We start from the raw sequence: 23,149 nt of genomic DNA on the forward strand, positions 1-23,149 counted from the left end.
CCCTACATGCGACGCCTGACGAAATGAGCTCATCAAGTAGCCCACTGTGAGCTACGAACAGACCTCTGCCATCACTCCGAACTCGCCGTGCAAGCGATAATCCAATGGGGCGCGGCCGCCGCATACGTGGGAGCCGTCATCGGTCAAGATGATCTTGGAGCGGGCGAAGAAGTTGGGACTGTTGTAGTAGGTAACGCTTTTCGGTGCCCATTAGGCCAAAAGGCATTCTACTGACAGGCTCAGACGAAGAATCGCTTGCGATGCTCACTCGAACACGATTGCCGTGGTCAGGTCTGCTACAGCGTTACTGAGCCTTGTCAGAGATTTTCCAAGCATCACGCGTGGGTCCAAGGGCGTCGGGTCCTGTGGATAAGTCTCGCAACATTTTCTGTAATCTTTACAATACCCTACACCCAACCTTTAACAGGTCACTTTAGCCTTTTCGCATCATATGGTGCCATGGTCGGCAGAAAGCACAAGATAGCTGCACAAGATTTGCCTTGAGTTTCTTCCCGACGGGCGTCATATCTGTAACGCGAAAACTAAGAAAACGACGTCCACTGCGTTCCTGCTGGCACCGATAGACTGCAGATCACGGGTAACGCTTAAGAGATGTCTCGAGACAGGCGAATGATGATGCACCAAGTGTTGCATGACAAGCTCAAGGCAGACGCAGAGCGGCTTTCTGAAGCCCTTGAACATATGTCGAAGCTTTTTCTGGCACCGAAGGAAGAAAAGACACTCCGCGCCTTCACAAGTGCAGAGGTCGGAGAGTTGTTGCGGGTGAGCGACGGCTATCTGCGCAAGGCGCATTTCGACGGCAGAATTCCAGAAGTCGAACAGGGACCGGGTAACAAGCGCCTTTATTCCGCCGAGAACATCCTCCAGATCCGCAACATTCTGGCTCAGAATGCAAAGGATCCGTTTCAGTTCCTTCCCGGTCGGCGACAAGGTGACAAGCTTCAAATCTGGTCAACCGTCAACTTCAAGGGCGGATCCAGCAAAACTACGACCACCGTGACTCTCGGGATGCGGCTCGCCCTGCGTGGATACCGTGTGTGTTTGGTGGATGCAGACCCTCAGGCCTCACTGACGACCTTCTTTGGATACCAGCCAGAGATCGACTTCCGCCACGGCGGCACGCTGTATGATGCAATTCGCTACAACGATGGCGAAACGTCCCGGGTGCCAATCGTGGACGTTTTGCGCAAGACCTACTTCCCGAACCTGGATCTAGTGCCCGGTGGGATCATGCTCTCGGAATTCGAAACCGAAACTCCAACCGCGCTGAGCCGTGGCGAACAACCCGTCTTCTTCAATCGGATCCGCGACTCGCTACGACAGGTTGAAGACGATTATGACATCGTTTTAATCGACTGCCCGCCTCAGCTTGGCTATCTGACGATGGCGGCGGTCTGTGCATCGACGTCGCTTCTCATGACCATCATCCCTGAGCGTGTCGACCTGGCCTCGGCCAGCCAGTTCCTGACGATGGCGTCGGGCGTGTTGGAAGTCCTGTACTCGAACGGTGGCATCGGCGCGTATGACAATTTCGCCTACCTCCTGACGCGCTTCGACACCGCTATCAGCACGCAGCAGGACTTGTCTGAATGGCTCAGGCAATTGCTAGGCGACAGTGTGATCAAGACGCCCTTCGTGAAGTCTTCGGCGGTTAGCGAGGCCGGCCTTTCGCAGAAGACAATCTTCGAAGTGGACCTCGCTACGACCAAGAACCGCAAGACTTATGAGCGAGCCCTAGAGTCGGTGATGAGCTTTTCAAATGACATTGAAAAGATGATCCAGTCAGCATGGGGTCGAGGGGGCACAAATGAAGCGTGATCTTCTTTCCAAGAGCCTAGCACAAATGGGCTCAAAGCCTTTGGTTGCTGCCGAGGCCGGGTCGAAGGTGGACGAAAGCTCGCCTCGTTCCCTGAAGAGCATGTCAGACGTCCTTTCTCAGGTCTCGGCACAAGCGGCCCAGGACGTGGATGTCAATGAGATCGGCGATTCTGAAATCGCGGATCGTTTTGACGTATCCGAAGGGCTTGATGATCTGATCGAGTCCATCAGGACATCAGGACAACAGCTCCCTGCACTGCTCCGCTATCGCCGTGGCCCTGGCCCTCGCTATGAGGTGGTTTACGGACGCCGCAGAATTGCCGCGTGCCGCGTGCTTGGGATCAAGGTCAAGGCTTATGTCAAGGAAATGGACCACCGTGAGGCGCTTGTCTCACAGGCCCTGGAAAACTCTGCGCGCCTAGAACGCAGCTTCATCGAACAAGCCATTTTCGCCACCAAGCTAGAGGACCAGGGCTTCACCCGGGCCGAGATCGGCGATGTGCTAGCTGTCGACAAGGGAACGCTAAGCAAACTGATTGGCGTTGCCCGAGACGTGCCCGACGCAGTGATCTACAAAATTGGCGCCGCGCATGAAGCAGGCCGTCGCCCATGGCTGGAACTGCGTCGTCTGGTCAAAACCGAAAACGCCCCTTCAGACAGTTCTGTCCTCTTGCTTGTTCCTGAAGAAGGCACTGCGGCAGAGAAGCTCAGCGCTGTCATCGATGCGCTGCAGAAGGTTGCGGATGCACAGCAGAACGCAGCGGAGTCTGCCGCCAGGGGCCCCTCCCCTGCCCCGCTCAACAAGATGCCCGCAACTTCGGTGGCTTTCAGGTCCAAAGGCCAACGTCTTTTGATCGAGGTTTCCGACAAAAAGGAGCGCGGGTTCATCAACTTCGTGGAGACGCAGCTTGAGCGCCTCTACAAGGAGTGGAAAGAAAAATCATGACGCCGAAACGGTTAAGTGATTGATCTTTATAGGTTTGGCCATGGTCAACCCTAATCAAACAGGCAAGAAACAATCAAAAAGGAGGCAGACGTAGCGCAAAAAGAAACCCCCCGAAGGCGGTGAAGCACTCCAGAGGGTCCCGATTTACTCGCAATCTATTGGTACCCAAAAAATCGAATCACTGCAACACCGATTTCGGTGACCGGTATCCTTTTGCTGTCTGAAAACAGATGGAACAAGAAGCAGTCACGACCATCGAGGTCGAGGCACACCTTAGTTGTGCGCCTTCAATCTTCGATTCTTTCGCCGGTATTGGCACGATCGAACAGCAGCCAAACTTCGCACCTGTAACGCGGCGCGCGCTCATGGCGGCCGTCAACACCACAAGTCGCGCACTCGGCTTGCGACCGTCTTCAGTCGTTGTGCTTGACGCACTCTTGAGCTGCCTTCCCTGCAACGATCCGAAAACCGGGAATGACAGCCCAATCACGCCACTCACCCTGCTGACCGTGTTCGCTTGCAACGACACTTTATGCTTTCGCGCGAAAGGCATAGCGGACAGGCAACTTCGGCGGCACCTTGAGAAACTTGAAGCTGCGAATCTGATCCAACGGCGTGACAGCTCCAACGGCAAACGATTCCCAATTATGCGCAACGGTAAAGTCATCGGCGCGTTTGGCATCGACCTGTCGCCCCTGCTCGTACGGTCTGGCGAAATCCTTGCACTGTCTCAGAAACATCGTCAGGAAGCCGACGAACTTCGAGGCATGAAAGCCTACATCCAAAAACTGCGCGGTGAATGCCTCTCCCTTTGCCTGCAAGGCGAGGCCTTAGAGTTCGTCGAAGCTGCCCGCAACTTTATGCGTCGAACCGGAGTAACTGTACTTCAGGCAAGCAGCGTCATCAGCAGACTTAAATGCATCCTGCAGAGTAAGGTAGTCACTCCAAGCGTACCGCATTTGGAAGAGTTGGCCACGACCAACGATCCGGAACACGAACAACGCCAAGAACAAGCACCGTCTTCTAACTCGAACAAAACGACCGCCTCAGACGGACAAAATGTCCGGCACAAAGAGACTCAAAAACCATATACAAAAAAAACCTTACCGCACTCGATGACAGAGCTGTGGGCTTGCTTGACCGAAATCCCGGCCTTTTATCCAGACCACCCCACCACAGAACACGGCCTTCTACAGCTGCTATTTGAATTTGGTAAGATGCTGAGAATAGACAGCGCTCTGCTGGGTAGGGCGGTGTCTTTGCTTGGCCTAGCAGAAGCGATTCAGGTGGCAGATCAAATAGCCTGCAAGATCGACCAGGTCAAAAGCCCTGATAGCTACCTATCGAGGATCCTAGCCGCTTGCACCAAGACACCGGTTGGCCATGGCCAACTTTGCGTTGGTACATAGATTACCAACCTAAAACGCGCCGCCGTGCCGGTCTGGCGCGCTGTCGTTGCAACCTTTGTCCAGTAGGAAAGTGAGAGAATGGTTGGTTTGGGGGTGGCGGGAAGTGAGATCGGGAGAGTGGCTCCCGGCGCCCGTCGTGGAGAAAACCTCATGGCCCAAGCTGCCCAGAAGATCACCCTATCGTCCTCACGGGACATCCCCTTTGACAAGCTGGTGCTGAGCCAGTCCAACGTCCGGCGCATCAAGGCCGGTGTGTCGGTTGAAGAGCTGGCCGAGGACATCGCCCGCCGTGGCCTGTTGCAAGGCCTGAGCGTGCGGCCAGTGCTGGATGCCGATGGCGTCGAGACTGGCAAGTTTGAGATCCCTGCTGGCGGTCGACGCTTTCAGGCGCTGTCGTTGCTGGTGAAGCAGAAACGATTGGCGAAGACGGCGCCTGTGCCTTGTGTGTTGCGTGATGTGACATCAGATATTCTGGCCGAGGACGACTCGTTGGCTGAGAACATGCAGCGCGTTGCCTTGCACCCGCTCGATCAGTTCCGCGCTTTTGTTGTTTTGAAGGAGAAGGGTCAGGGTGAGGAGGCTATCGCGGCGGCCTTCTTCGTGACGCCGCAGATCGTGAAGCAGCGGCTGAAGCTCGCATCCGTGGCCCCTGCCCTACTCGAGGTCTATGCCGAAGATGGGATGACGCTGGAACAGCTGATGGCCTTCACGGTGAACCCGGATCACGCGCGTCAGGTGCAAGTCTGGGATGCGGTGAAGAACTCCTGGAACAAGGAGCCCTATTCGATCCGGCGCATGTTGACTGAGACCTCTGTGCGGGCCTCGGATCGGCGTGCGGTGTTTGTCGGTGTTGATGTCTATGAGGCGGCGGGTGGCGTTGTTCTGCGCGATCTCTTCCAAGGCGATGATGGTGGCTGGTTGGAGGACCCTGCCCTGCTCGACCGTTTGGTCGCGGACAAGCTGCAAGCAGAGGCGCAAGCAATCGCCGCTGAGGGTTGGAAGTGGATCGAGGTGTCAACCGATCTGCCCTACGGCTACAGCCACGGTCTGCGGCGTCTGGTCGGCGATCCATCGCCGCTCAGCGCTGATGAAGCTGCAGACCACGCCAAGCTGCTCGCGGAGTATCGCGCACTTGAAGAGGAATACTCTGGTCAAGACGAATACCCCGAAGAGATCGATGCGCGGCTTGGTGAATTGGAAGCTGCCATGGAGGCCTTTGAGCAGCGTCCGCTGATCTTTGATGCAGCCGAAGTTGTCCGCGCTGGCGTCTTCGTAACGCTTGATCGGGATGGTGGCCTGGCTGTCTATCGCGGCTATGTCCGGCCGGAGGATGAGCCTCGCGAAGAGACCGTGGCCAACTTCGGCAATGAACTGGGTGCGGAAGGGCAGGGGGCTGATAACAGCGTCTCCGGCTATCAGCTTGCCGCTGGCACGTCTGCGCCCACCGTCATCACTTCTGCTGGCCAGCCGGTCAGTGCCGGTCTTCCAGACGACGAAGATGACGGCGCATTGAAGCCTTTGCCAGAGCGTCTGGTCATGGAGCTGACCGCCCATCGCACCCTTGCGTTGCGGGAGGCGATTGGGCGTTCGCCCGACGTCGCCCTTACACTGCTGCTCTTGAGGCTGGTCAACGACACCTTCCGCAGTTCCGGAGCATCGGGCAGTTGCTTGGAAGCTACTGTGCGCACCGTCTACATGTCGGCTCAGGCGCCTGATCTGAAGGATAGTCCGGTGGCCAAGGCCGTTGACGATCGTCATTCTGCCTGGGAGGCCGATCTGCCGCTTGGCGACGATGCCGTGCTCTGGGACTATCTCTCGGCCCTCGATCAAGCCAGCCGACTGGCTTTGCTGGCGCATTGCGTGAGCTTCGGGATCAACGCGCTACATGAGAAGGTGAATCCTTATGGCGCGGGCATATCGGCTAGCGAGTTGACCCGCCGCATGGCGCAGTCCGAGATCGTGGCTGAAGCCGTCGATCTCGACATGGTGGTGGCAGGCTGGGAGCCGACTGGGGACACCTACCTGAACCGGGTTCCCAAGGCGCGCATCCTTGAGGCCGTGCGTGAGGCGAAGGGGGAGGGCACAGCACAACTGCTCGACCATCTGAAGAAGGGCGAGATGGCGACGGAAGCCGAGCGCTTGCTCAAGGGCAGCGGTTGGTTGCCGGAGGTTCTGCGGCGCAGTGATCTTGCTGCTCTGGACGGGGATGCCGCTGCAGAAGGGCAGGGGGCTTTGAGCGAAGAACCCTTGGGCGCTGCTGACATTGACGCTGAGATCGACTTGCCCGCTTTCCTGATGGCCGATCTGCCCGTGGAAAGCACCGCGATGATGGCTGCGGAGTGATCTGAGCCCCCGAGGGCGGGGAAACCCGCCCTTATTCACTACAAAACACAACAATATCAATATGATGGGTGCGAATGCTCGCATTCGGGATGAGGAATCATGTCTGCAAACACAATCATCGACACAGCGCCCTTGGGCGCGCTCATTCGTTACACTGATGGCAGTCCCAAACCGCCTGCGCGCTTCACCAAAAAGCTGGCGGCATGGGAAAGGTCCAACGGTGTTGGCCGTCTGGTGAAGAAGGAACCGCTACGGCCTTATCCAACCTGGACGGCCCCGGCGTCCTTTACGCTGCATGAGGGCAACTTCTCCTCAGACGGGGTCATCCTTGTCACCATCATGCGCAGCCATTCGGCCGACAGTTCGCTGATCTTCGAAGTCATCGAGGAGCCCAAGGTGGGGCAGGTCCGCGTGCTCTTGGATTTCGGGGGCAGCACCGAGCTTTTGCATCTGGCAGCGTCCGTCACAGCGGCGGAGCTTTGGATTGCCAAGGAGGGCTATCGCAACGCTCGGTTCGAGATCGTCGGAGCTGAAAACGACGATGGGGCAGGGGAGGCGGCTATCGCCGCCTGAGGGGATTAATTTCTGGCTCGGCCACTGCCGTCTTGCGGTTTGGTCGAGCCTCTCTCGACAGATAGGCGCCATTGGCATATAATGCCAATCAAATGGAGATCAATGCATGGCCACCCGCAACGTTGTTCTGACCGAACCCCAGTCAAAGCTGATCGACGATCTGGTTGCCTCGGGCCGCTACCAGAACGCCTCCGAGGCGCTGCGGGCCGGTTTGCGCTTGCTGGAGCGCGAAGAGGCCGAGTTCCGTGACCTGCGCTCACGGCTAACACGTGGCGTGCTAGAGGCCCGAGAAGGCGCTTTCGCGCGCGGACCCGGTGAAGAAGCAATCCGGCGGGTCTTTGCAACGGCGCAAAAGTCCGCATCCTGATGCCAAAACCATGGGTGTTGACGCGGCAAGCAGAGGCCGCACTGAAAGATATTGCGGTCTGGACAGTCGAGACTTTTGGCAAGCGGCAGGCGGACGCTTATGCTGAAGACCTCATCGACAAGTGCCAGGCACTGGCAGACGGTGCCGCACCTTCCAAAGACTGCCGTCGACTGGTTGACCCGTCGCTGCCCGAAAACCTGCGCTATGCCCGGTCCGGGCAGCACTATGTGGTCTTTATCGCAGCGCCAGACCGGATGATCGTTGTCGACTTCCTGCATGTCAGGATGGACCTGCCTGCTCGGCTTGCCGCCCTGGGCGAAGGCGACAGCGGCGAATAGCCAACTCTCAATTTCAAAACGCACGGTAGAGGGCACAGAAGGCGGACATCGCCGCCCGAGCCTTGTCAGAGACAAAGGGGGCCCGCCGCACGCGGGCCTCTCATCCAGCACCAACCTGTCCCGCGCATCTGCGCGGGGCACCAAAGGCTCCATTCCCAGTAATGCCTCGGTCAACTGAGAGCATGTCTGCAAGGCTGGCGGGGTGAGCACCAGCGGGACAATTCGGCTCCTTGTGTCAAAGTACCATCCCCCGCTTGCCAGTCCCTTCCTTGGCCCAAAGCCGGTCTTCGAGATCAACCCGCGAGGGGTCGGACTACGGGGCGAGCCCGTGCCGCCGGCCGGATTCGGGGCAAGCCCGAACGCACCCGGTGATGTCAGACCGTCTTTGGTCCTGCGGGTTCCTGTCAGCGCGGGGGATGGTCCCTCGCCTCCCAGCAGGAGCCAAAACAGATGTCCCGCAAAGATGCACACGCCTTCGCCGCCAGCCTCGCAGCCACGCTCATGGTCTCCATCGTGGTCTTTCAGGCAGGGGATGGAACCTTTGGTGCCGCCCCCGCCGACGAAATCGACGGTGACGAGGTTTTGGTTGTGGCTGAGCACGACCCGTGGGCGTAATGCCCACAGTCGTTAAGAAGGCCCGGGGACGGCGCGAATGCGCCTCCGGGCCTTTCGCCTGTCTGCCCTCAAGAGCCTGACAGGCCCACTGCGCCGACGTCTTGTCGGCATTCCGAAATCCAAAGAAGGCGGTGGCAAGAAACTGAAGCAGATAGGGCAGGGGGCTTTCTCATGTTAGGAGAACTACGCTCTGTAAACATGACCGAGGCGACATGTTCACAAAAGTGGATTTCTATAACACGAACGTCCTACTGCTCGGTCACGTACAGGCGGTCAGTTGACCGCCAAGTCCTCGGGCGATTTGCCTGCGTCAAGGGCTGCGACAAACCACAGCGGTTTGCGCACCCGGCCTGACCAAGTGAGATCCGAGTTGTCCGGGTGACGGTACTTCGCGGCGGCGGGTGCTCGGGTGGGCTTTACATCGGTGCCGATCAGTTCGGCAAGAGAATAGCCCATCTCTTTGGCAATCCCCTCGAGCTTGCTTCGGGCATCGCTTTTCTTCCGGTCTTCAAAGTTGGAAATGGCCTTGGCCAGATCCTTCTGCAGGCTCTTGAGCTCTTTGAGCGACAGTGTCTCAACGTCGAATTCAGCCATGGGTGCCTCGTGTCCAAAATGATGCCCTTGGGATAGCCGTCACGGCGCGGGCTCGCAACTCCCATCAGGCTGGGGCGCAAATGGCAAGCAAAGGGCCCCTGAGGTGATCAGCCGCTATGGGGGTAAAGACTTCGGGTTTACCGTCTTATCAGGGCGAGGAAAGACATGGTCTGCAAGAGCCCCCAATCAATCCTGTCCCCGGTGCCATCCCTTCGACTGACAATCCCCTAAGCCTGTTCGGCCTCATGCGCGCAACCCCGCGTCAGTCCGGGCCGTGTTGGCTAGCGTTTCTTTGGAAACGCGGCACCTGCCCGCTCCACCCCGGCCCTCTGGAGGTTTCCGGTCGCCGTTCCGTCTCCCGTGCACGCCTCAGCCGACAGGCTTTTTATCGGGTCTTGTCGAAGGGACGGTCCCAGGGACAGGAAACACAGGAGCTTACCATGCAGAACATCGTCATCCTCGCCGGCAACATCGGTCAGAACCCCGAAGTCCGCACCACACAGGGCGGCACGAAGATCACCAACTTCACCCTGGCCACGTCGCGCCCCCGCCTTTCAGAAGGCCGTGCGATCCGCGACGAGAACGGCTACCGGGTCATGGACACCGAATGGCACCGCATCACCTGCTTCAACGGTCTCGGCAAAACCGTCGCGGAGCACTGCGAAAAAGGCATGAAGGTCATGGTCCACGGCCGTATCCACTACACAAAGTGGACCGACGCAACCGGCGTTGATCGCTACGGCTGCGAGATCATCGCCGAGAAGGTCGACTTCCTGAGCCGCCCGAAGTTGGCCGAGAACGAAAACCCCGAGCTGGTTGACCGCGACGACGAGATTCCGTTCTGAGAACGGGGTCGCCCCTCGGGCCCGGTGGGGTAACCCGCCGGGTTTTGCTTTGCCCATACGAAATGCGGCAAAGCCTATCCGGCCGCAGTCACCAAAAGCGGTGACACAGGCCTTATTCATCTTGCAGGCCGCAAGAGTGCGACCATCGGACCGTTGGCGGCTTGCGATAACGGGGCCATGAAGTTGGGCCCTGCAATCGCTGTTGTGTTGCTTTGTGCCGTACTGTTGGCGTCAAACAACTGGCCCGCTCGATTTCTTGCCGCTACGCTCTCCTCATGAAACCCGCAGACAAAGATCGGATTGCCGCCAGTCTGGCCAAACTTATGGCCGTGATGTGCGTGCGCAACACCGGATTGGAAGCGCTGCATGCCGGCATAGTTCCGGTCACCCGGACGGGCGACCATTCCGATGTCTTCGTCCTGGATGCTGATGGGCGCAAGATCCCTTGGGCTGAGGCATCACACTTCGACGATGAACAGATGCGTTCCCTCATGCGCGAAATCGTCAATCGGCTCTACACGTTTCACGTCAGCTGCGATGATCCGGATTTTCTTGCACAGACGGAAAAATGGATGGCCGTAGCAGGGAAGTGGGATGAGCCGGAACTTGACCGCAAGTTTCTGGGGGCGATCAAATACGAGCCTTGAGGGAAGCAACGGTGTGTTCGTGTCGGCGTGTCCGATCGTTAGCCTTCAATCTTGTGGGGCCATGTGTTTTGATAGTCACGTCGGCCGAACGCTTTCCCATTAAGCAAGCGCGGCTTCCTGGACCTCTACGCGGTAACAGCCCTTTTGAAGTAAGCAGGCGGAGGCACGAGAACTGCCTCCGCCATGGTTTGATCAATCGAAGCGCTTGATCTCGCTGTACGCACCCGCGACGCGCAGCGTCACGCTGACGGGCGCGTCGCCGCGATTGCGCCAGAACCAGCCGTGATTGCCGGTGAAGGCGGCGGTCAGTTCACCGGCTGCTTCAGCGACAGCCCGGCCCTTTTCATAGCTGATCTCATTGCCTGACCCATCGCCGTGCAGGTCGAAGTTGACCTCGCCACCTTCGACCGCCCATTCGAACGGGGCGACGGCACCTTCTTCCATCACCAGCTTGATCTCGATCCCTTGGCCCGGGTCCAGCGCAAAGGTGATCTCGTCTTTCCACTCTGGCGCGACGGCGGGAGCCTCCTGCGCATGGGCGGTGCCGACGAAGGCACCAAAGATCACGTCCATGATGCCCGGCTTCAAAGAGGACTGCGGTTCAGCTTCCTTTTCCATCAACAGGCGGTCGGCCTCGGCCTCTTCGGCAAGTTGCGATTTGATCTCGCCCATCTCGGCCAATCCAAGAATGCCGCCGATACCGGTCGGGTCGGTTCCGTATTCCGACGGCCACACGACGGTGACCAGCAGCGCCGCCGCCACCCCGGCTGCAATGGCGGTGGATCGCCAGAGTTGGCGCGCGGTCGGCAGATCGTCGAGGTTGGGTTTCTGTGCGTTATGCATGATTTATCCTTTCACGAGAGCGCGAGGCCCGTCAGTTGATAGAAAACAAGGAGGAAGCCCGCCGACATCATCACGACATTGGCGGTATAGGCCTGGCCCCAAAACCGGGGCGATCTGCGCCAGAAGCCCATTGCGATCAGGATGATCGAGAGAGCCAGCAACTGACCCAGTTCGACACCGATGTTGAAGGCGATCAGATTGCCCAGCAGGCCATCGGGCGCGATGTCATAGTCGAGGATTTTGGTCGCAAGGCCAAAGCCGTGCAGGAGACCAAAAGCCAACGTCGCCGCACGGGTATCGGGTTGCACTCCGAACCAGCGTTGAAACGCGCCCAGATTGTCCAGTGCCTTGTAGACCACCGAAAAGCCGATGATGGCGTCGATGACATAGCTGTTGATCTTGATGCCGAACCATACGCCGGTCAGCATGGTGATCGAATGGCCAAGTGCGAAGAGACTGACGTAAAGGCCGATATCCTTCATCTTGTAGAGGAAGAAGATCACGCCAAAGAGGAACAAGATATGGTCGTATCCCGTCACCATGTGCTTGGCGCCGAGATAGATGAACGGAATGGGCAGGAAGCCGGAAACCTCCTGCACGTAACCGGCGTCGCCTTCGGTTACGTTATGGGCCAATGCTGCACCAGCGATCAGCGTGGCAAGAGTCAGCGTGGCAAGGGTTATCCAGATGCGCATAGGCACCCGGGTGAGAAACATCATGATAGGGTCCTTGAGAGAAAAGGTCTGAGGAAGGCCGCGCATCTGGCGCAGGCCGGTTCAGGTCTTCAGACCATTTCCCGCGGCGGGCGCCTGGGTCCATCCCGGATCGCACCCGACAAAACCGGCAGATCGTCAAATTCGGCGGCCGTCCGCAAGTCGAAGATCTCGGTATCCTGCCCAGCCAGAATGACGGACCAGGCATGATCGTGGTCCGTGCTATCGTGGTGTTGGTGGCTGTCGGCCTGCCAGACCTCGCCCTTTTCGGCATGCCAGGCGGCATGATCCGCCTCGGCGGCCAAGGTGCCAGGGCCGTGGGTCAGCGCATCCATCACCGGGGCAGACCCCAGTGACAGCAGCAGCAACAACGCCGCCAGCGTTCGCATGACCCAGTTAAACCCGCCCATCTGCTCCTCGGCGCAACCCTGTTAGCAGGGCCGTTCTTGTTTCTTGCGTTATCCCCCCATGGGGGATAGGCGTTACATATGTCAGAACCCCATGCACATGCAAGCCACCCTGCTATCGCCACCCGGCTGAAACGCGCCGAGGGGCATTTGCGCCGCGTCATCGCGATGATCGAGGAAGGGCGGTCCTGCCTCGACCTCGCCACGCAACTCCATGCTGTTGAACGGGCCGTTGCCGAAGCAAAACGCGCTGTGATCCATGATCATATTGATCACTGTGTTTCGGCGGGTGGTGGCCATGACCTGGCCGAAATCAAATCCCTGACAAAGCTGCTGTAAATGCTGAAGACCCTGCGCAACCCGACGTTTCGCCATCTGTTCGCCGCACAGCTTGTGGCCTTGATTGGCACGGGCCTTGCCACCGTGGCGCTTGGGCTCTTGGCCTGGAAACTGGCCGGTGACAATGCCGGCGCGGTGTTGGGAACGGCACTGGCCATCAAGATGGTGGCCTATGTCACCTTGGCCCCACTGGCCGCCGCCATTGCGGAACGTTTGCCACGTCGGGCATTTCTGGTGGCGCTGGACCTGATCCGCGCGGGTGTCATCGCCTGCCTGCCATTCGTTGATCAGGTCTGGCAGATTTATGTGCTGATCTTCTTTTTACAGGCGGCGTCGGCGGGTTTCACCCCGGCCTTTCAAGCCGTGATCCCCGATGTCCTGAAGGATGAGGATGATTATACCAACGCCCTGTCGCTGTTGCGTCTGGCCGAAGATCTGGAACAACTCGCCTCCCCCATGATTGCGGCGGCATTGCTGACCGTCGTCAGCTTCCCGGTCCTGTTTGCAGGCACTGTGGTTGGGTTTGTAGCATCGGCCCTGCTGGTGGTGACGGCCCGCCTGCCAGATCGGGTGCGCGGCGAGACCGGCCATTTCTGGGCCGATGTCACCAAGGGCATCCGCATCTATACAAGAACGCCCCGCCTGCGCGGGCTGATGGTGATGGAGGCCGCCGTCGCGGCAGCCGGGGCCATGGTTTATGTCAACACCGTGGTTCTGGTGCAGGCGCGCTTGGGTTTGGGTGAGGAGTCGGTGGCGCTGGCCTTTGCAGGCTTTGGGGCCGGGTCGATGCTGGCGGCCTTCCTCTTGCCGCGCATCCTTGACCGCATGGCGGATCGCCCTGTGATGATTGGTGGGGCCGCATTGATGGTCGCGGGCGTGGCTTTGGTGCCGCTGGTTGGCAGCCTGATCACCCTGATCGCTCTTTGGGCCATCATCGGTTTCGGGTTTTCCCTGACGCAAACCCCCATTGGCCGGATCATCAACCGCTCTGCCCGTGAAGCGGACCGTGGCGCTGTCTTTGCCGCACAATTCGCGCTGTCGCACGCCTGTTGGCTTGTGACCTATCCACTGGCTGGTTGGATCGGTGCCGGGGCAGGACTGACCACTGCCGCGCTGACCCTTGCCGGGGTTGGCGCGCTTGGCCTGATGGCCGTGCTGCGCATCTGGCCCGCGCAGGATGCCAGCGAACTGGCTCATGGTCACCCCGACTTGCCCCCTGATCATCCGCATTTGGCTGAACACGGGCCCCATCATGCCCATCCCTTCGTGATCGACGACCTGCACCGCCGCTGGCCCCGCGCAGCCTGAGCATGATCGCGCTTGTCGGCCTGTTTCTCGCTGCGTTTGCGGCGGCCACGCTGATCCCGGCACAGTCCGAAGCGGTGCTGGTTGCGATGATCCTGTCTGCCAACCATCCAGTCTGGCTGCTGTTAGCAGTGGCAACCTGCGGCAATGTGCTGGGATCGGCCGTGAATTGGGCGATTGGGCGATTTCTGACCCGCTTTGCCGACCGCCGTTGGTTTCCATTCTCTCAAGCGCAGATGGACAAGGCCACGGGTTGGTATGCCAGTTGGGGGCATTGGAGCCTGCTGGCATCCTGGGTGCCCGTGATCGGCGACCCGCTGACCCTGGTTGCAGGCGTTCTGCGCGAACCATTTTGGCGGTTCGCACTGATCGTCACCCTCGCCAAGTGTGGCCGCTATCTGGTGCTGGCGTGGGTCACGCTGGCCCTGTCCTGATCAGCCCGGCCGCCGGAACGGCAAAGCCATCACCGCGAAGAACCGCTCATAGGGCGGCAACCCGGTCGCCGCGCTGACGCCCAAAGCCTCTGGCGGCACGCCGGGGCGATAGACAAAGGTGCCGAACAGAATGTCATAGATCATCAGAGTCGCGCCGTAGTTCTTTGCCTCGTTCACATCGGCCGAGTGGTGATAGCGGTGCGTTTCGGTGCCGGAAAACACATAAGACATCCAGCCCATCCGCACATCGACGTTGAAATGGCTGATCAGCCCATGGAGCCCGTTGATCATGGAAAAGATCGCCACCGCTTCCGCCGTATAGCCCATCGCCCACAAAGGCAGGATGATCGCAAAGCCCTGAATGAACACCGCATTCACCGGGTGAAACACGGCGTGCATGATCAGATACAGGCGCGGCGGTAGGTGATGGGCTGCGTGGGACAGCCACAAAAACCGGCCCAATGGCCCGCCCATTTCGTGCATGGCGCGGTGCAGGGCATAGTTGATCGCCTCGAAGATGAGCAGCGCCGCCGCAACCTGCGCCATTAGCGGCCAGTCGGTTGCAGGCCCCGGATGATCCCCCGCAGTGGTGATGGCAAACCATGCCAGCCCCGCCGAGATAGCTACCCCGAAAGCCCCGTTCGTCACCACGAACTTGAGGTCAGCCAGAAACGAGGCCCAGGTCATCGCCCAGCGTTTCTGATAGGGCAGCGTGATCTCGATCAGCAGGTAAACCGGCACCAGAAACCCCACTGACTTCGCCCAGATCGAGGCGGGACCTTCGGTGCTGTTCAGGATGCCTGCGATCCCCGCCAGCAAGACCGCCCATGAGGCCGGGTAAAGTCCCCACCGCACAAGGCTGCGCAAACGGGTCTCAAAAGGTCCGGGGATTTGCAAATCTGTTGTCATTCTGAAAACTTCCTCTTGGCGGACATGTGTCCGATAGGGGATAGATGTAGGATAAGAAGCGCACCACGACGGATCAACGCCGCGCTGCCGCCTAACAGACAAAAGGCCCCGAACATGTCTGACACCGCTCCAGAGGACCGCCGCGCGCGCCGCTCTCGCCGCGTGTTGGCGGATGCCCTTTGGCAGCTGATTCAACACACGGATTGGGCTGACCTCTCGGTGCAGATGATCTGTGACCGGGCCGATGTGGCGCGGTCCACCTTTTATGCTCATTTCCAGACCAAGCAGGACCTGCTGGATGAGGTCTTTGCGGCTGGCGAGGCGCAACTGGCCGATCAGGCACAAGATGGCGGACTGGATGGCACGCTTCTCTGGTTGGTCGAACATCTGGCAACCGGCACCGCCTTCCACCGCCGCCTGCAAGGCTCACCCGCCGGGCACGCGATCATGACGCGCTTTCGCCGCCAGATGCGCGCCCGCTTTGCCGTTGGGCTGACCGCCGAGGGCCATGCGGTCAGTCCGCAGGTGCTGGACTTTCTGACCGGCGGCGTCTTTGCGGTACTGGAAAGCTGGATGCAGGGCGGCTGCCAAGAGGCCGCGCGACCGCTGGCGCAGGACCTGGCGCAGCACATGCGTCGCGGCTTTGTGGCCCCGAGGGAGGGGCAGTTTGTCAAATGATGGCCGTGCTGCTGTCAGAGATGTATCGGCTCTGGCACTGGCTAGCCGTCATTCAGCGCGAGATCCTGTCGGATGTTGCCTCCACCTTGCGGACCTTTGCCGAGACCGGCGACTGGACCCTTATTCTGGCCTTTGCTCGTTGGGCCGTGGTCTTTGGCGCGGCACATGCGCTAACGCCCGGCCATTCCAAGACGGTGCTGGCGCTGTGGCTGGCGGGAACAGGCGCGCGAAAAAGTGCAGCACTGCGTACCGCCTTTACGCTTGCCGCCACGCACATCGGACTTTCGGTTATGATCGTGCTGATTGCCCTGCCGGTCGTGACAATGGCGCGCGGCGAGGCCGGGCGGGCCCCGCTGCTGGAAGATATTAGCCGGGCACTTCTGGGTCTGTCCGGGCTGTGGCTGATCTGGCAGGGTGCGCGCGGGCAAGCCCATGGCCATGATCCATGGTTCGGGGTGATGGCTGGTCTGATCCCTTGCCCACTGACATTGTTCGTGATGACCTTTGCCGCAGCGAAAGGCCTGACGCTGGCCGGAGTTGGGTTTGCAGCACTGTCGATGGTGGGCGTGGCGATTGTTCTGGGCTCGGTCGCCCTGGCGGCCTCGGCGTTTGGACGGCAAGTTTTGGCCCTGTCGCGGGGGGCTGAAACACTGTCGCGCGTGTTGCTGGTTGTGACGGGGCTTGGATTGGTGGTTGCGGCCGCACTGGCGTTGTCGGCCTGACCGGTCAGGCTGACGGTCCAAACCGTGCCGTCAGATCAAAGGCGTCGCCACGGAAAACCTGCCTGGCGATGGTCAACGTCTCGTCGCCCCGCCAAGTACGCCGTTCCACCAACAAGCAGGGCGCGCCGGGATCAAGCTCCAGAACCCGTGCTGTCAGCGCATCCGCTGCAATCGCCGCAATCCGGTGTTCGGCTTGCGTCCACGGCACATGACCCAACAGCCACGGCCCGGGTGGTTCGCTGCGAAAATCAGCGATCGCGGCATTGGGCACGGCATCGAGGAAGATATGCCGGTCCTCGATCAGCACCGGACTGTCGTCCGCCAGGTGGACCGAGCGGACAAAGCGGCTTTGGCCCAGATGATGCCCTTCGGCCCCCAGATGGACGCAGCAAGGCGGGCGGAGTTCGTCGAGGATCGGGTGGTAGCCATATCGACCACCGCGCGCCTCTACGTCGGCCCGGATATCGGGGATTGTCAGCACGCCCGCGTGCATCCGGGGCCGGGCCACGACGGTTCCGGCGCGGCGGTTGCGGCTGATCAGCCCGGTGGCGGCCAGTGAAGCCATGGCCTTGTTCACGGTCATCCGGGAGCAGCCATAGCGCGCCATCAACTCCGTCTCGGTCGGCAGGCGGTCGCCGGGTTTCCATTCACCCGACAGGATGCGCGCCTCCACTTCCGACCGAATGCGGGCGTGCAGAGTCGCGGGACGGGTGTCAGGGGCGTGGTCGTGCATGGGTCAGATCATGGCATGAACGCGTGCGTCCGCAAGGTGGCAAGCGGCGGTGCCACCGTGTTGGACCGAGCGCAGCGCAGGCTCCATTTCACGGCAACGCGGTTCAACCACCGGGCAGCGGGTGGAAAACCGGCAGCCGGGGGGCGGGTTGCGGGGGCTGGGAGGGTCGCCCGCCAGGAGGATGCGGGGGCGGGTCGCCTCGATCCGGGGGTCGGGCGACGGGACCGCGGAGAGGAGCGCCTGAGAATAAGGATGGGCGGGGTCGGTGAACAGCGGCTTGGCTGCCCCTTCCTCGGCCACACGACCCAAATACATCACGGTGACGGCTGAGCAGACCTCGCGCACGATGGCAAGGTCATGTGCGACGATGACGATGGTCAGGCCAAGCTGCGCCTGCAACCGGGCGAAGAGGTTGACGATCTGCGCCCGGACCGACACGTCCAGCGCAGACAGCGGCTCGTCGCAGATCAGGACCTGTGGCGACAGCGCCAATGCCCGGGCGATGGACACGCGTTGCCTTTGCCCGCCCGACAGCGACCGGGGCAAGCGGTCCAGCACTGTTGCTGGCAGCGCCACGAGGTCAAGAAGTTCGGCCACCCGTGCGCGGCGGGCCTTTGCGTCGCCTACACCGTGGATCAGCAGCGGTTCCTCCAGCGTCTGTCCGACAGTCTGGCGGCGGCTCATGCTGCCCAGCGGGTCCTGAAAAATGAACTGCACGGCACGGGCAAATCCCTTGCGGTCTGACCGCGCCCATTCAGCACGGTCGCGGCCAAGGATCTGCACTTGCCCCTCGGTCGCGCTCTGCAGCCCGATCAGGGCGCGGGCAAGCGTGGTCTTGCCACAGCCCGACTCTCCCACGATGCCATGGAACGCGCCTTGCGCCACAGTCAGGTCAACGCCGTCAACGGCGCGGACGAGGCCCGCGGCGGTCTGGAAATGGACTTTCAGGCCCTTTGCAACGATGGCGTCAGTCATGGGTCACGATCCCTTCGGCGGCGATGACGACCGGACAAGCCACACGATGCGGCACGGGGCCTGCGCCAATCTTGACCAGCGGCGGGCGATGGGTTCGGCAGGTTGATTGAACCAACTCGCACCTGTCAGCGAAGCGGCAGCCGGGTTCCAGCTGTGCCTGGTTGGGCGGAATGCCGGGAATTTCCTTCGTGCCTGTCGCGTTGTCGCTCCGGAAATCAGGAACTGAAGCGAGAAGCCCGCGCGTGTACGGATGCACGGGAGCGGTCAGCACGTCGATCGCGCTGCCTTCTTCGGCCACCTGGCCAGCGTATAGCACCGCCACCCGGTCGGCCAGCACCGACACCGCACCAATGTCATGGGTGATCAGGATCACCGCGATGCCGTCCTCTTTTTGGATCTGCCGGATCAACGCCAAAATCTGCGCCTGTACCGTGGCATCCAGCGCGGTCGTCGGCTCATCCGCGATCAGCACGCGAGGGCGGGCTGCCAGCGCAAGCGCGATCATCGCCCGTTGCAGCATCCCGCCTGACAATTCGTGCGGATAACGGTCATAACGGTCCTCGGGGTCGGGGATGCCGGAACGTGCGAGGAGCGACACCGCTTCCTTCTTCGCCTCCTGCGCAGACAGCCCCGCATAAAGCTGCGCTTGCCGCGCCAGTTGCGGGCCGATCTTCAGCATCGGGTTAAGAGCAGACATCGGGTCTTGAAAGATCACGCCAAAGAAACCGCCGCGCAGACGCGACAACTCGGCGGGCGACATTGACAGAATGTCCTTGCCGTCGGCGCGTGCGGTGCCGCGCAGGTCCACCGCCACACCTTCTGGCAAAAGGCCCAAAGGCCCCAGCGTCATGACGGTCTTGCCTGATCCGCTTTCTCCCACAATCGCCAGTGTCTCGCCCGGGGCCACATGGAACCCGGCCTCGTCCACGGCGCGGACCGACACGGTGGGGGTGTAAAGGTCAATGACCAGCCCTTCGACTTCATAGATCGGCCCATTCTGGCTAAGCACGTTCATGCCTCCACCTCTTTCCGGGCGGTTTCCTCGGCAGCGCGAGCGGCCTTTTTGCGGGCCAGGAACCTTCCCCGCACCGCGCGCGGCACTTTTTGCAGGGCAAATGCTTCGCCGAGCAGGTTGAAGCTGACGACAACAGCCGTCAGCGCCAGACCGGGGATGATCACCAGTGCGGCGTTTTCCTCAATATAGGACATGCCATCAACCAGCATCTGCCCCCATTCCGGGGTGGGCGGGGCGACCCCAAGGCCAAGGAAGGACAAGGTGGCAATCGCCAGCACCAGAGCCCCCGCATCGGCGCTGGCATAAACCACCACCAACCCAAGCACATGCGGCAGGATATGTTTGGTGAAAATCCAGATATGGCTGGCTCCCATCACCCGCGCGGCCTCAATATAGGGTTGCTGCAATTCGGCCACGACGACCGCGCGGCTCATCCGGGCGTAGTTCGCCCACCAGGCCAGTGTCAGAGCGACCACCATCTTCCAGTAGTCACTCATCCAGTTGAAGTTCTCGCCCGAGAACACCCCCATCAGGGCCAGCGCGATCACCAGCGACGGCAGCGCCAGCGCGATGTCGATGACCGAGATCAGCACCAGTTCGGTCTTGCCGCCGACATAGCCCGCGAAAGACCCGATCACGACGCCGATGGCCAAGGCCGCCACCAGAACGAAGGCCATCGCCACAAGCGAGGTGCGCGCGCCGCCGATGATGCGGCTGAACATGTCGCGGCCCAGATAGTCGGTGCCCAGCCAATGGTCCCAGGACGGCCCTTTCAGCAGCGCGCCATAATCCTGCGCGGCGGGGTCGTGGGTCATCAGCCAAGGTGAGAAGATGCCGATCAGAACAAAGATGAATGCGGGGGCAAGGATCGCCCAGGGCCAGTTTTTCATGCTTTTCTGGGCCTCCGCAGGCGGGGATCGGCCAGCATCGCCAGCAGGTCCACAAGCAGGTTGATTGAGACGAAGAACACCACGAACAGTGTCAGCGTCGCCTGCATGCCGATGAAGTCGCGAAACCGGATGGCTTCGATGAAAAAGGCCCCTACGCCGTTCAGACCAAACACACGTTCAACCACGATGGCCCCGATGATCATCAGGGTGAATTGCGCGCCGAAGGTAGTCATGTAGGGGATGGCGATGTTTGGCAGCGCTTCACGCAGCAAAACCGCGCGGCGCGTCAGGCCCTTGGCAAAGCCAGTGGTCGCAAAGGGGCGCGACATGGTGTCTTGCAGGTTTACCCGCACGACGCGCGCCAAAACCGAGGCGGGGAACAGCGCAATGGTGATCCACGGCAACAGCCACGATGTCAGGCCCGAGACGCCGAATGTCGGCACCATCCCGAGCCAGACCGAAAAGACTATCACCAGCATGGCGGCGACGAAGAAATTGGGGGTTGATGCCCCGATCAGCGCCATCCCATGCAACGCCCGGTCAACTACGCCACCATTCGACGCCGCCCCCGCAATGCCCATCGCCAACGACAGAACCAGCGCCAGCACGCCACCGCCGGTCAGCAGTGCCAGCGTCATCGGGATACGCTCGGCAAACTCCTCGGCCATCGGCTTGCCGGTGCGCAGGGAGATGCCGAAATCCCCGGTCAGGGCATCGCCCAGCCAGCGCGCATAGCGCACCGGCAGGGGATCGTTGAGGCCCAGATCATCGGCGATCCTGTCGATCATCTCGCCATCCGCACCCGCCCCTGCCGCCCGCTCGGCGATCAGAGCGGCCACGTTTCCGGGGGCGGCGGTCACCAGCCAAAAGGTCAGCGCCGTCGCCGCCAGCATCAGAAGGAGGGCAAGCCCCACCCGCCGCATGAACATGCGTTGCATCAAATTCGCCCTCCTTGGGTCCGGTCAGCCCAGCGTGATGCCCTTGAAGGGCAGGTCATAGTCCGTGGCCGGCAGCGTGAAGCCCGCCACGCGCGGATGGACCGCCCACAGCCGCTGCGTCACCACCAGCGGGCAGGCCGCCGTGTTGGTGCGCAGCCAGTCATAGACTGCCTGCATCGCACCCTCACGGGCATCGCCGCCGGTTTCCAGCGCGGTTGCAACCAGCGCATCCAGATCGGGGTGGACATAGATCTTGCCATCCGGCCCGGTATCGGACGCGGTCACGAACGACGCCCCCAGCGATCCATGCGGGTCATAAGGCGCGCCATAGGTGCCGAAGAATGTCAGGTCATAGTCGAACTTCGGGCGGCGGTCGTGCATTGTGGCGTTGTCCACCGTTTCGATGTTGGTTTTGACGCCGACTTCCATCAGCATGCCCTGGATCATTTCGGCAATGCGGCGTGACCCCGGAAAAGACTCCTCGGAGACGAGGAAGGCAATTTCCAGCGCCGCGCCATCCTTGGTCCAGCCTGCGGCATCGCCCGCCCAGCCGCCTGCCGACAGTGCGGCCTGTGCGGCGGCAACATCGCGGGCCGGAACCGGGGTGCGGCTGCCTGCGGTGGGCACGGTTGCGGGGAAGATGTCCACGGTCGCATCAGCAAAGCCTTCGAACAGCACAGCCGCCACAGCCGCCCGGTCGATGCCAAGGAAGATCGCGTCGCGCACGGCCTTGTCCTGCATCATCGGCGACTGCGGCGAGAAGCCGAGAATCGTCGTCGCAGTGCCGGGTTCGGCCACGATGGTCATGCCCTCGCCCGCCAGCGCCTGCGCGCGACGGGGCGACAGCGCCGCCACCCAATCGCCGCCAATCACGTCCAGCTCGCCCGCACGCAGGGCGTTGGCGCGTGCCAGCTCGTCCGGCACAACCTTCAATTCCATCCGCCCAAATGCGGGCTTTTCGCCCCAATAGGCATCGTTGCGCACCAGAACGGTTTCGGTCGAGGAGAAGCTCTCGACGATCCATGGCCCGGTGCCGATCGGCTGACCCGCCGCCGCCTTGGGCGACAGGAAGCGGACCGGGCGCACGATGGTCAGTTCCAGAAGCGCCGCCGGAACCGGACGCTTCAGCTTGATGGTGATCTTGTTGGGCGCGTCGATGACGATGCTGTCATAGGCATCAGCGATCCCGATCCACGAGAAATCGGCCACGCCCATCCAGCGCTTCAGGTTCCACTCGGCCGCCGTCGCATCAAACGGAGTGCCGTCCGAGAAGCTGACGCCTTCGCGCAGATCAAAGCTGATCGACAGGCCATCCTCGGCAATCGTCCAGGCCGTCGCCAGGCCCGGCTCCAGCGTGCCGCCAGGACCATAGTGGATCAGCGCGTCGAAGACCGCCGAATAGGACGACAGCGTCGAGACGTTCTGCAACAGGTCCAGATCGCCGGTCTCGCCCGCGATGGCGACGCGCAGCGTGTCCGCATGTCCGTCGGCAAAGGCGATCCGGGGCAGCATGGTAAGGAAGGACAGTCCTGCCGTTGTGGCAAGGAAAGAGCGGCGATCGAGTTTGAGCATGGCTTACCCCTGTTGGTTGGCTTTTGATGAGCCTAGCAGGGCGATCAATAATGTATAGATGAAATGTCATGGGGGCCCTGCGACCTTGCGAGCTATCTTCGAAGCCGCCTGTTTCCTTAGCGATTGATGAACATTTGCAAGCTTCCGCGCCAGCATGATC

Annotated in this window: 26 protein-coding genes; 15 read left to right on the forward strand and 11 right to left on the reverse strand. The window is 60.9% G+C overall.

Annotated features, from left to right (window positions below; all coding sequences use genetic code 11):
* Window positions 1–630 precede the first annotated feature (630 nt).
* The 8 genes from repA to ACO2Q5_RS23065 all read left to right on the forward strand — a co-directional run bounded on the left by repA (window position 631) and on the right by ACO2Q5_RS23065 (window position 8,430).
* Window positions 631–1,839 (forward strand): plasmid partitioning protein RepA, encoded by a 1,209-nt coding sequence (gene repA / locus ACO2Q5_RS23030; protein ID WP_008030564.1) that lies wholly within the window; start codon window positions 631–633, stop codon window positions 1,837–1,839.
* The gene (gene repB / locus ACO2Q5_RS23035; RefSeq protein WP_423295434.1) at window positions 1,829–2,785 is read left to right on the forward strand and encodes a plasmid partitioning protein RepB; all 957 of its coding nucleotides are present in this window, start codon (window positions 1,829–1,831) and stop codon (window positions 2,783–2,785) included. Before repA ends, repB begins: the two co-directional genes overlap by 11 nt.
* Before the next feature lie 230 nt (window positions 2,786–3,015).
* Window positions 3,016–4,194 carry a helix-turn-helix domain-containing protein gene (locus ACO2Q5_RS23040; RefSeq protein ID WP_423295436.1) on the forward strand — a complete coding sequence of 393 codons (1,179 nt, stop codon included), beginning with the start codon at window positions 3,016–3,018 and terminating at the stop codon, window positions 4,192–4,194.
* A 150-nt stretch (window positions 4,195–4,344) separates the two neighbouring features.
* Entirely contained in the window at window positions 4,345–6,537 is a 2,193-nt protein-coding gene (locus ACO2Q5_RS23045) for a ParB/RepB/Spo0J family partition protein (RefSeq protein ID WP_423295438.1), read from the forward strand.
* A gap of 99 nt (window positions 6,538–6,636) precedes the next feature.
* On the forward strand, window positions 6,637–7,110 hold the full coding sequence (locus tag ACO2Q5_RS23050; RefSeq protein WP_423295440.1) for a hypothetical protein: 474 nt from the start codon (window positions 6,637–6,639) through the stop codon (window positions 7,108–7,110).
* Between the two features lie 106 nt (window positions 7,111–7,216).
* Window positions 7,217–7,477: a type II toxin-antitoxin system ParD family antitoxin gene (locus ACO2Q5_RS23055; protein WP_108437630.1), complete on the forward strand. Its 261-nt coding sequence runs from the start codon at window positions 7,217–7,219 to the stop codon at window positions 7,475–7,477.
* On the forward strand, window positions 7,477–7,815 hold the full coding sequence (locus ACO2Q5_RS23060; protein ID WP_108437629.1) for a type II toxin-antitoxin system RelE/ParE family toxin: 339 nt from the start codon (window positions 7,477–7,479) through the stop codon (window positions 7,813–7,815). The genes ACO2Q5_RS23055 and ACO2Q5_RS23060 overlap by 1 nt, the downstream gene beginning before the upstream one ends.
* A gap of 450 nt (window positions 7,816–8,265) precedes the next feature.
* Window positions 8,266–8,430, forward strand: coding sequence for a hypothetical protein (locus ACO2Q5_RS23065; protein WP_423295443.1), 165 nt, complete (start codon window positions 8,266–8,268; stop codon window positions 8,428–8,430).
* A gap of 273 nt (window positions 8,431–8,703) precedes the next feature.
* Here the strand turns inward: ACO2Q5_RS23065 and ACO2Q5_RS23070 are convergent, their stop codons facing one another.
* The gene (locus ACO2Q5_RS23070) at window positions 8,704–9,024 is read right to left on the reverse strand and encodes an H-NS family nucleoid-associated regulatory protein (protein WP_423295445.1); all 321 of its coding nucleotides are present in this window, start codon (window positions 9,022–9,024) and stop codon (window positions 8,704–8,706) included.
* A gap of 440 nt (window positions 9,025–9,464) precedes the next feature.
* On the opposite strand from ACO2Q5_RS23070, the gene ACO2Q5_RS23075 reads away from it, so the two are divergent.
* Both ACO2Q5_RS23075 and ACO2Q5_RS23080 read left to right on the forward strand, forming a co-directional pair.
* Window positions 9,465–9,869 (forward strand): single-stranded DNA-binding protein, encoded by a 405-nt coding sequence (locus ACO2Q5_RS23075; protein WP_423295446.1) that lies wholly within the window; start codon window positions 9,465–9,467, stop codon window positions 9,867–9,869.
* 275 nt (window positions 9,870–10,144) lie between these two features.
* Window positions 10,145–10,516, forward strand: coding sequence for a hypothetical protein (locus ACO2Q5_RS23080; protein ID WP_423295448.1), 372 nt, complete (start codon window positions 10,145–10,147; stop codon window positions 10,514–10,516).
* A gap of 192 nt (window positions 10,517–10,708) precedes the next feature.
* On the opposite strand, the gene ACO2Q5_RS23085 is transcribed toward ACO2Q5_RS23080, so the two are convergent.
* The 3 genes from ACO2Q5_RS23085 to ACO2Q5_RS23095 form a co-directional block, all read right to left on the reverse strand.
* Entirely contained in the window at window positions 10,709–11,359 is a 651-nt protein-coding gene (locus tag ACO2Q5_RS23085) for a transmembrane anchor protein (protein ID WP_423295450.1), read from the reverse strand.
* A gap of 11 nt (window positions 11,360–11,370) precedes the next feature.
* Entirely contained in the window at window positions 11,371–12,054 is a 684-nt protein-coding gene (locus ACO2Q5_RS23090; RefSeq protein WP_423295500.1) for a HupE/UreJ family protein, read from the reverse strand.
* 89 nt (window positions 12,055–12,143) lie between these two features.
* Complete coding sequence (locus ACO2Q5_RS23095) at window positions 12,144–12,482, reverse strand: hypothetical protein (protein WP_423295453.1); 339 nt, start codon at window positions 12,480–12,482, stop codon at window positions 12,144–12,146.
* 78 nt (window positions 12,483–12,560) lie between these two features.
* Here ACO2Q5_RS23095 and ACO2Q5_RS23100 point away from each other — a divergent pair, with 78 nt between their 5' ends.
* From ACO2Q5_RS23100 to ACO2Q5_RS23110, 3 genes are read left to right on the forward strand one after another with little or no spacing between them, the layout of a single operon-like run.
* Window positions 12,561–12,818, forward strand: a complete 258-nt coding sequence (locus ACO2Q5_RS23100) for a metal-sensing transcriptional repressor (RefSeq protein WP_423295455.1) — start codon at window positions 12,561–12,563, stop codon at window positions 12,816–12,818.
* Window positions 12,819–14,126 carry an MFS transporter gene (locus ACO2Q5_RS23105; protein WP_423295457.1) on the forward strand — a complete coding sequence of 436 codons (1,308 nt, stop codon included), beginning with the start codon at window positions 12,819–12,821 and terminating at the stop codon, window positions 14,124–14,126.
* A gap of 2 nt (window positions 14,127–14,128) precedes the next feature.
* Window positions 14,129–14,557, forward strand: coding sequence for a YqaA family protein (locus ACO2Q5_RS23110; RefSeq protein ID WP_423295459.1), 429 nt, complete (start codon window positions 14,129–14,131; stop codon window positions 14,555–14,557).
* Here the strand turns inward: ACO2Q5_RS23110 and ACO2Q5_RS23115 are convergent, their stop codons facing one another.
* The gene (locus ACO2Q5_RS23115) at window positions 14,558–15,466 is read right to left on the reverse strand and encodes a sterol desaturase family protein (RefSeq protein WP_423295461.1); all 909 of its coding nucleotides are present in this window, start codon (window positions 15,464–15,466) and stop codon (window positions 14,558–14,560) included.
* 114 nt (window positions 15,467–15,580) lie between these two features.
* Here ACO2Q5_RS23115 and ACO2Q5_RS23120 point away from each other — a divergent pair, with 114 nt between their 5' ends.
* A complete protein-coding gene (locus ACO2Q5_RS23120; protein ID WP_423295463.1) occupies window positions 15,581–16,144 on the forward strand; it encodes a TetR/AcrR family transcriptional regulator in 564 nt (187 codons plus the stop codon).
* Complete coding sequence (locus tag ACO2Q5_RS23125; RefSeq protein WP_423295465.1) at window positions 16,144–16,866, forward strand: hypothetical protein; 723 nt, start codon at window positions 16,144–16,146, stop codon at window positions 16,864–16,866. Before ACO2Q5_RS23120 ends, ACO2Q5_RS23125 begins: the two co-directional genes overlap by 1 nt.
* A 4-nt stretch (window positions 16,867–16,870) precedes the next feature.
* Here ACO2Q5_RS23125 and ACO2Q5_RS23130 read toward each other — a convergent pair whose 3' ends face one another.
* The 6 genes from ACO2Q5_RS23130 to ACO2Q5_RS23155 form a co-directional block, all read right to left on the reverse strand.
* Complete coding sequence (locus tag ACO2Q5_RS23130; protein WP_423295467.1) at window positions 16,871–17,599, reverse strand: UTRA domain-containing protein; 729 nt, start codon at window positions 17,597–17,599, stop codon at window positions 16,871–16,873.
* 3 nt (window positions 17,600–17,602) lie between these two features.
* Window positions 17,603–18,574, reverse strand: coding sequence for an oligopeptide/dipeptide ABC transporter ATP-binding protein (locus ACO2Q5_RS23135; RefSeq protein ID WP_423295469.1), 972 nt, complete (start codon window positions 18,572–18,574; stop codon window positions 17,603–17,605).
* Window positions 18,567–19,502 carry an ABC transporter ATP-binding protein gene (locus ACO2Q5_RS23140; protein WP_423295471.1) on the reverse strand — a complete coding sequence of 312 codons (936 nt, stop codon included), beginning with the start codon at window positions 19,500–19,502 and terminating at the stop codon, window positions 18,567–18,569. The genes ACO2Q5_RS23135 and ACO2Q5_RS23140 overlap by 8 nt, the downstream gene beginning before the upstream one ends.
* Before the next feature lie 83 nt (window positions 19,503–19,585).
* Window positions 19,586–20,479 (reverse strand): ABC transporter permease, encoded by an 894-nt coding sequence (locus tag ACO2Q5_RS23145; protein WP_423295473.1) that lies wholly within the window; start codon window positions 20,477–20,479, stop codon window positions 19,586–19,588.
* Window positions 20,476–21,417: an ABC transporter permease gene (locus ACO2Q5_RS23150; RefSeq protein WP_423295475.1), complete on the reverse strand. Its 942-nt coding sequence runs from the start codon at window positions 21,415–21,417 to the stop codon at window positions 20,476–20,478. The genes ACO2Q5_RS23145 and ACO2Q5_RS23150 overlap by 4 nt, the downstream gene beginning before the upstream one ends.
* A 24-nt stretch (window positions 21,418–21,441) precedes the next feature.
* A complete protein-coding gene (locus ACO2Q5_RS23155) occupies window positions 21,442–22,989 on the reverse strand; it encodes an ABC transporter substrate-binding protein (RefSeq protein ID WP_423295477.1) in 1,548 nt (515 codons plus the stop codon).
* Window positions 22,990–23,149 lie beyond the last annotated feature (160 nt).

Origin of the sequence: Neotabrizicola sp. VNH66 (assembly GCF_049445895.1) — a bacterium.
Taxonomy (GTDB): Bacteria; Pseudomonadota; Alphaproteobacteria; order Rhodobacterales; family Rhodobacteraceae; genus Pseudogemmobacter.

What these genes read in the sequence shown, in the direction of transcription:
- repA (WP_008030564.1), top strand. Translation starts at nt 631, where the DNA reads ATGATGATGCACCAAGTGTTGCATGACAAGCTCAAGGCAGACGCAGAG.
- repB (WP_423295434.1), top strand. Translation starts at nt 1,829, where the DNA reads ATGAAGCGTGATCTTCTTTCCAAGAGCCTAGCACAAATGGGCTCAAAG.
- ACO2Q5_RS23040 (WP_423295436.1), top strand. Translation starts at nt 3,016, where the DNA reads ATGGAACAAGAAGCAGTCACGACCATCGAGGTCGAGGCACACCTTAGT.
- ACO2Q5_RS23045 (WP_423295438.1), top strand. Translation starts at nt 4,345, where the DNA reads ATGGCCCAAGCTGCCCAGAAGATCACCCTATCGTCCTCACGGGACATC.
- ACO2Q5_RS23050 (WP_423295440.1), top strand. Translation starts at nt 6,637, where the DNA reads ATGTCTGCAAACACAATCATCGACACAGCGCCCTTGGGCGCGCTCATT.
- ACO2Q5_RS23055 (WP_108437630.1), top strand. Translation starts at nt 7,217, where the DNA reads ATGGCCACCCGCAACGTTGTTCTGACCGAACCCCAGTCAAAGCTGATC.
- ACO2Q5_RS23060 (WP_108437629.1), top strand. Translation starts at nt 7,477, where the DNA reads ATGCCAAAACCATGGGTGTTGACGCGGCAAGCAGAGGCCGCACTGAAA.
- ACO2Q5_RS23065 (WP_423295443.1), top strand. Translation starts at nt 8,266, where the DNA reads ATGTCCCGCAAAGATGCACACGCCTTCGCCGCCAGCCTCGCAGCCACG.
- ACO2Q5_RS23070 (WP_423295445.1), bottom strand. Translation starts at nt 9,024, where the DNA reads ATGGCTGAATTCGACGTTGAGACACTGTCGCTCAAAGAGCTCAAGAGC.
- ACO2Q5_RS23075 (WP_423295446.1), top strand. Translation starts at nt 9,465, where the DNA reads ATGCAGAACATCGTCATCCTCGCCGGCAACATCGGTCAGAACCCCGAA.
- ACO2Q5_RS23080 (WP_423295448.1), top strand. Translation starts at nt 10,145, where the DNA reads ATGAAACCCGCAGACAAAGATCGGATTGCCGCCAGTCTGGCCAAACTT.
- ACO2Q5_RS23085 (WP_423295450.1), bottom strand. Translation starts at nt 11,359, where the DNA reads ATGCATAACGCACAGAAACCCAACCTCGACGATCTGCCGACCGCGCGC.
- ACO2Q5_RS23090 (WP_423295500.1), bottom strand. Translation starts at nt 12,054, where the DNA reads ATGCGCATCTGGATAACCCTTGCCACGCTGACTCTTGCCACGCTGATC.
- ACO2Q5_RS23095 (WP_423295453.1), bottom strand. Translation starts at nt 12,482, where the DNA reads ATGGGCGGGTTTAACTGGGTCATGCGAACGCTGGCGGCGTTGTTGCTG.
- ACO2Q5_RS23100 (WP_423295455.1), top strand. Translation starts at nt 12,561, where the DNA reads ATGTCAGAACCCCATGCACATGCAAGCCACCCTGCTATCGCCACCCGG.
- ACO2Q5_RS23105 (WP_423295457.1), top strand. Translation starts at nt 12,819, where the DNA reads ATGCTGAAGACCCTGCGCAACCCGACGTTTCGCCATCTGTTCGCCGCA.
- ACO2Q5_RS23110 (WP_423295459.1), top strand. Translation starts at nt 14,129, where the DNA reads ATGATCGCGCTTGTCGGCCTGTTTCTCGCTGCGTTTGCGGCGGCCACG.
- ACO2Q5_RS23115 (WP_423295461.1), bottom strand. Translation starts at nt 15,466, where the DNA reads ATGACAACAGATTTGCAAATCCCCGGACCTTTTGAGACCCGTTTGCGC.
- ACO2Q5_RS23120 (WP_423295463.1), top strand. Translation starts at nt 15,581, where the DNA reads ATGTCTGACACCGCTCCAGAGGACCGCCGCGCGCGCCGCTCTCGCCGC.
- ACO2Q5_RS23125 (WP_423295465.1), top strand. Translation starts at nt 16,144, where the DNA reads ATGGCCGTGCTGCTGTCAGAGATGTATCGGCTCTGGCACTGGCTAGCC.
- ACO2Q5_RS23130 (WP_423295467.1), bottom strand. Translation starts at nt 17,599, where the DNA reads ATGCACGACCACGCCCCTGACACCCGTCCCGCGACTCTGCACGCCCGC.
- ACO2Q5_RS23135 (WP_423295469.1), bottom strand. Translation starts at nt 18,574, where the DNA reads ATGACTGACGCCATCGTTGCAAAGGGCCTGAAAGTCCATTTCCAGACC.
- ACO2Q5_RS23145 (WP_423295473.1), bottom strand. Translation starts at nt 20,479, where the DNA reads ATGAAAAACTGGCCCTGGGCGATCCTTGCCCCCGCATTCATCTTTGTT.
- ACO2Q5_RS23150 (WP_423295475.1), bottom strand. Translation starts at nt 21,417, where the DNA reads ATGCAACGCATGTTCATGCGGCGGGTGGGGCTTGCCCTCCTTCTGATG.
- ACO2Q5_RS23155 (WP_423295477.1), bottom strand. Translation starts at nt 22,989, where the DNA reads ATGCTCAAACTCGATCGCCGCTCTTTCCTTGCCACAACGGCAGGACTG.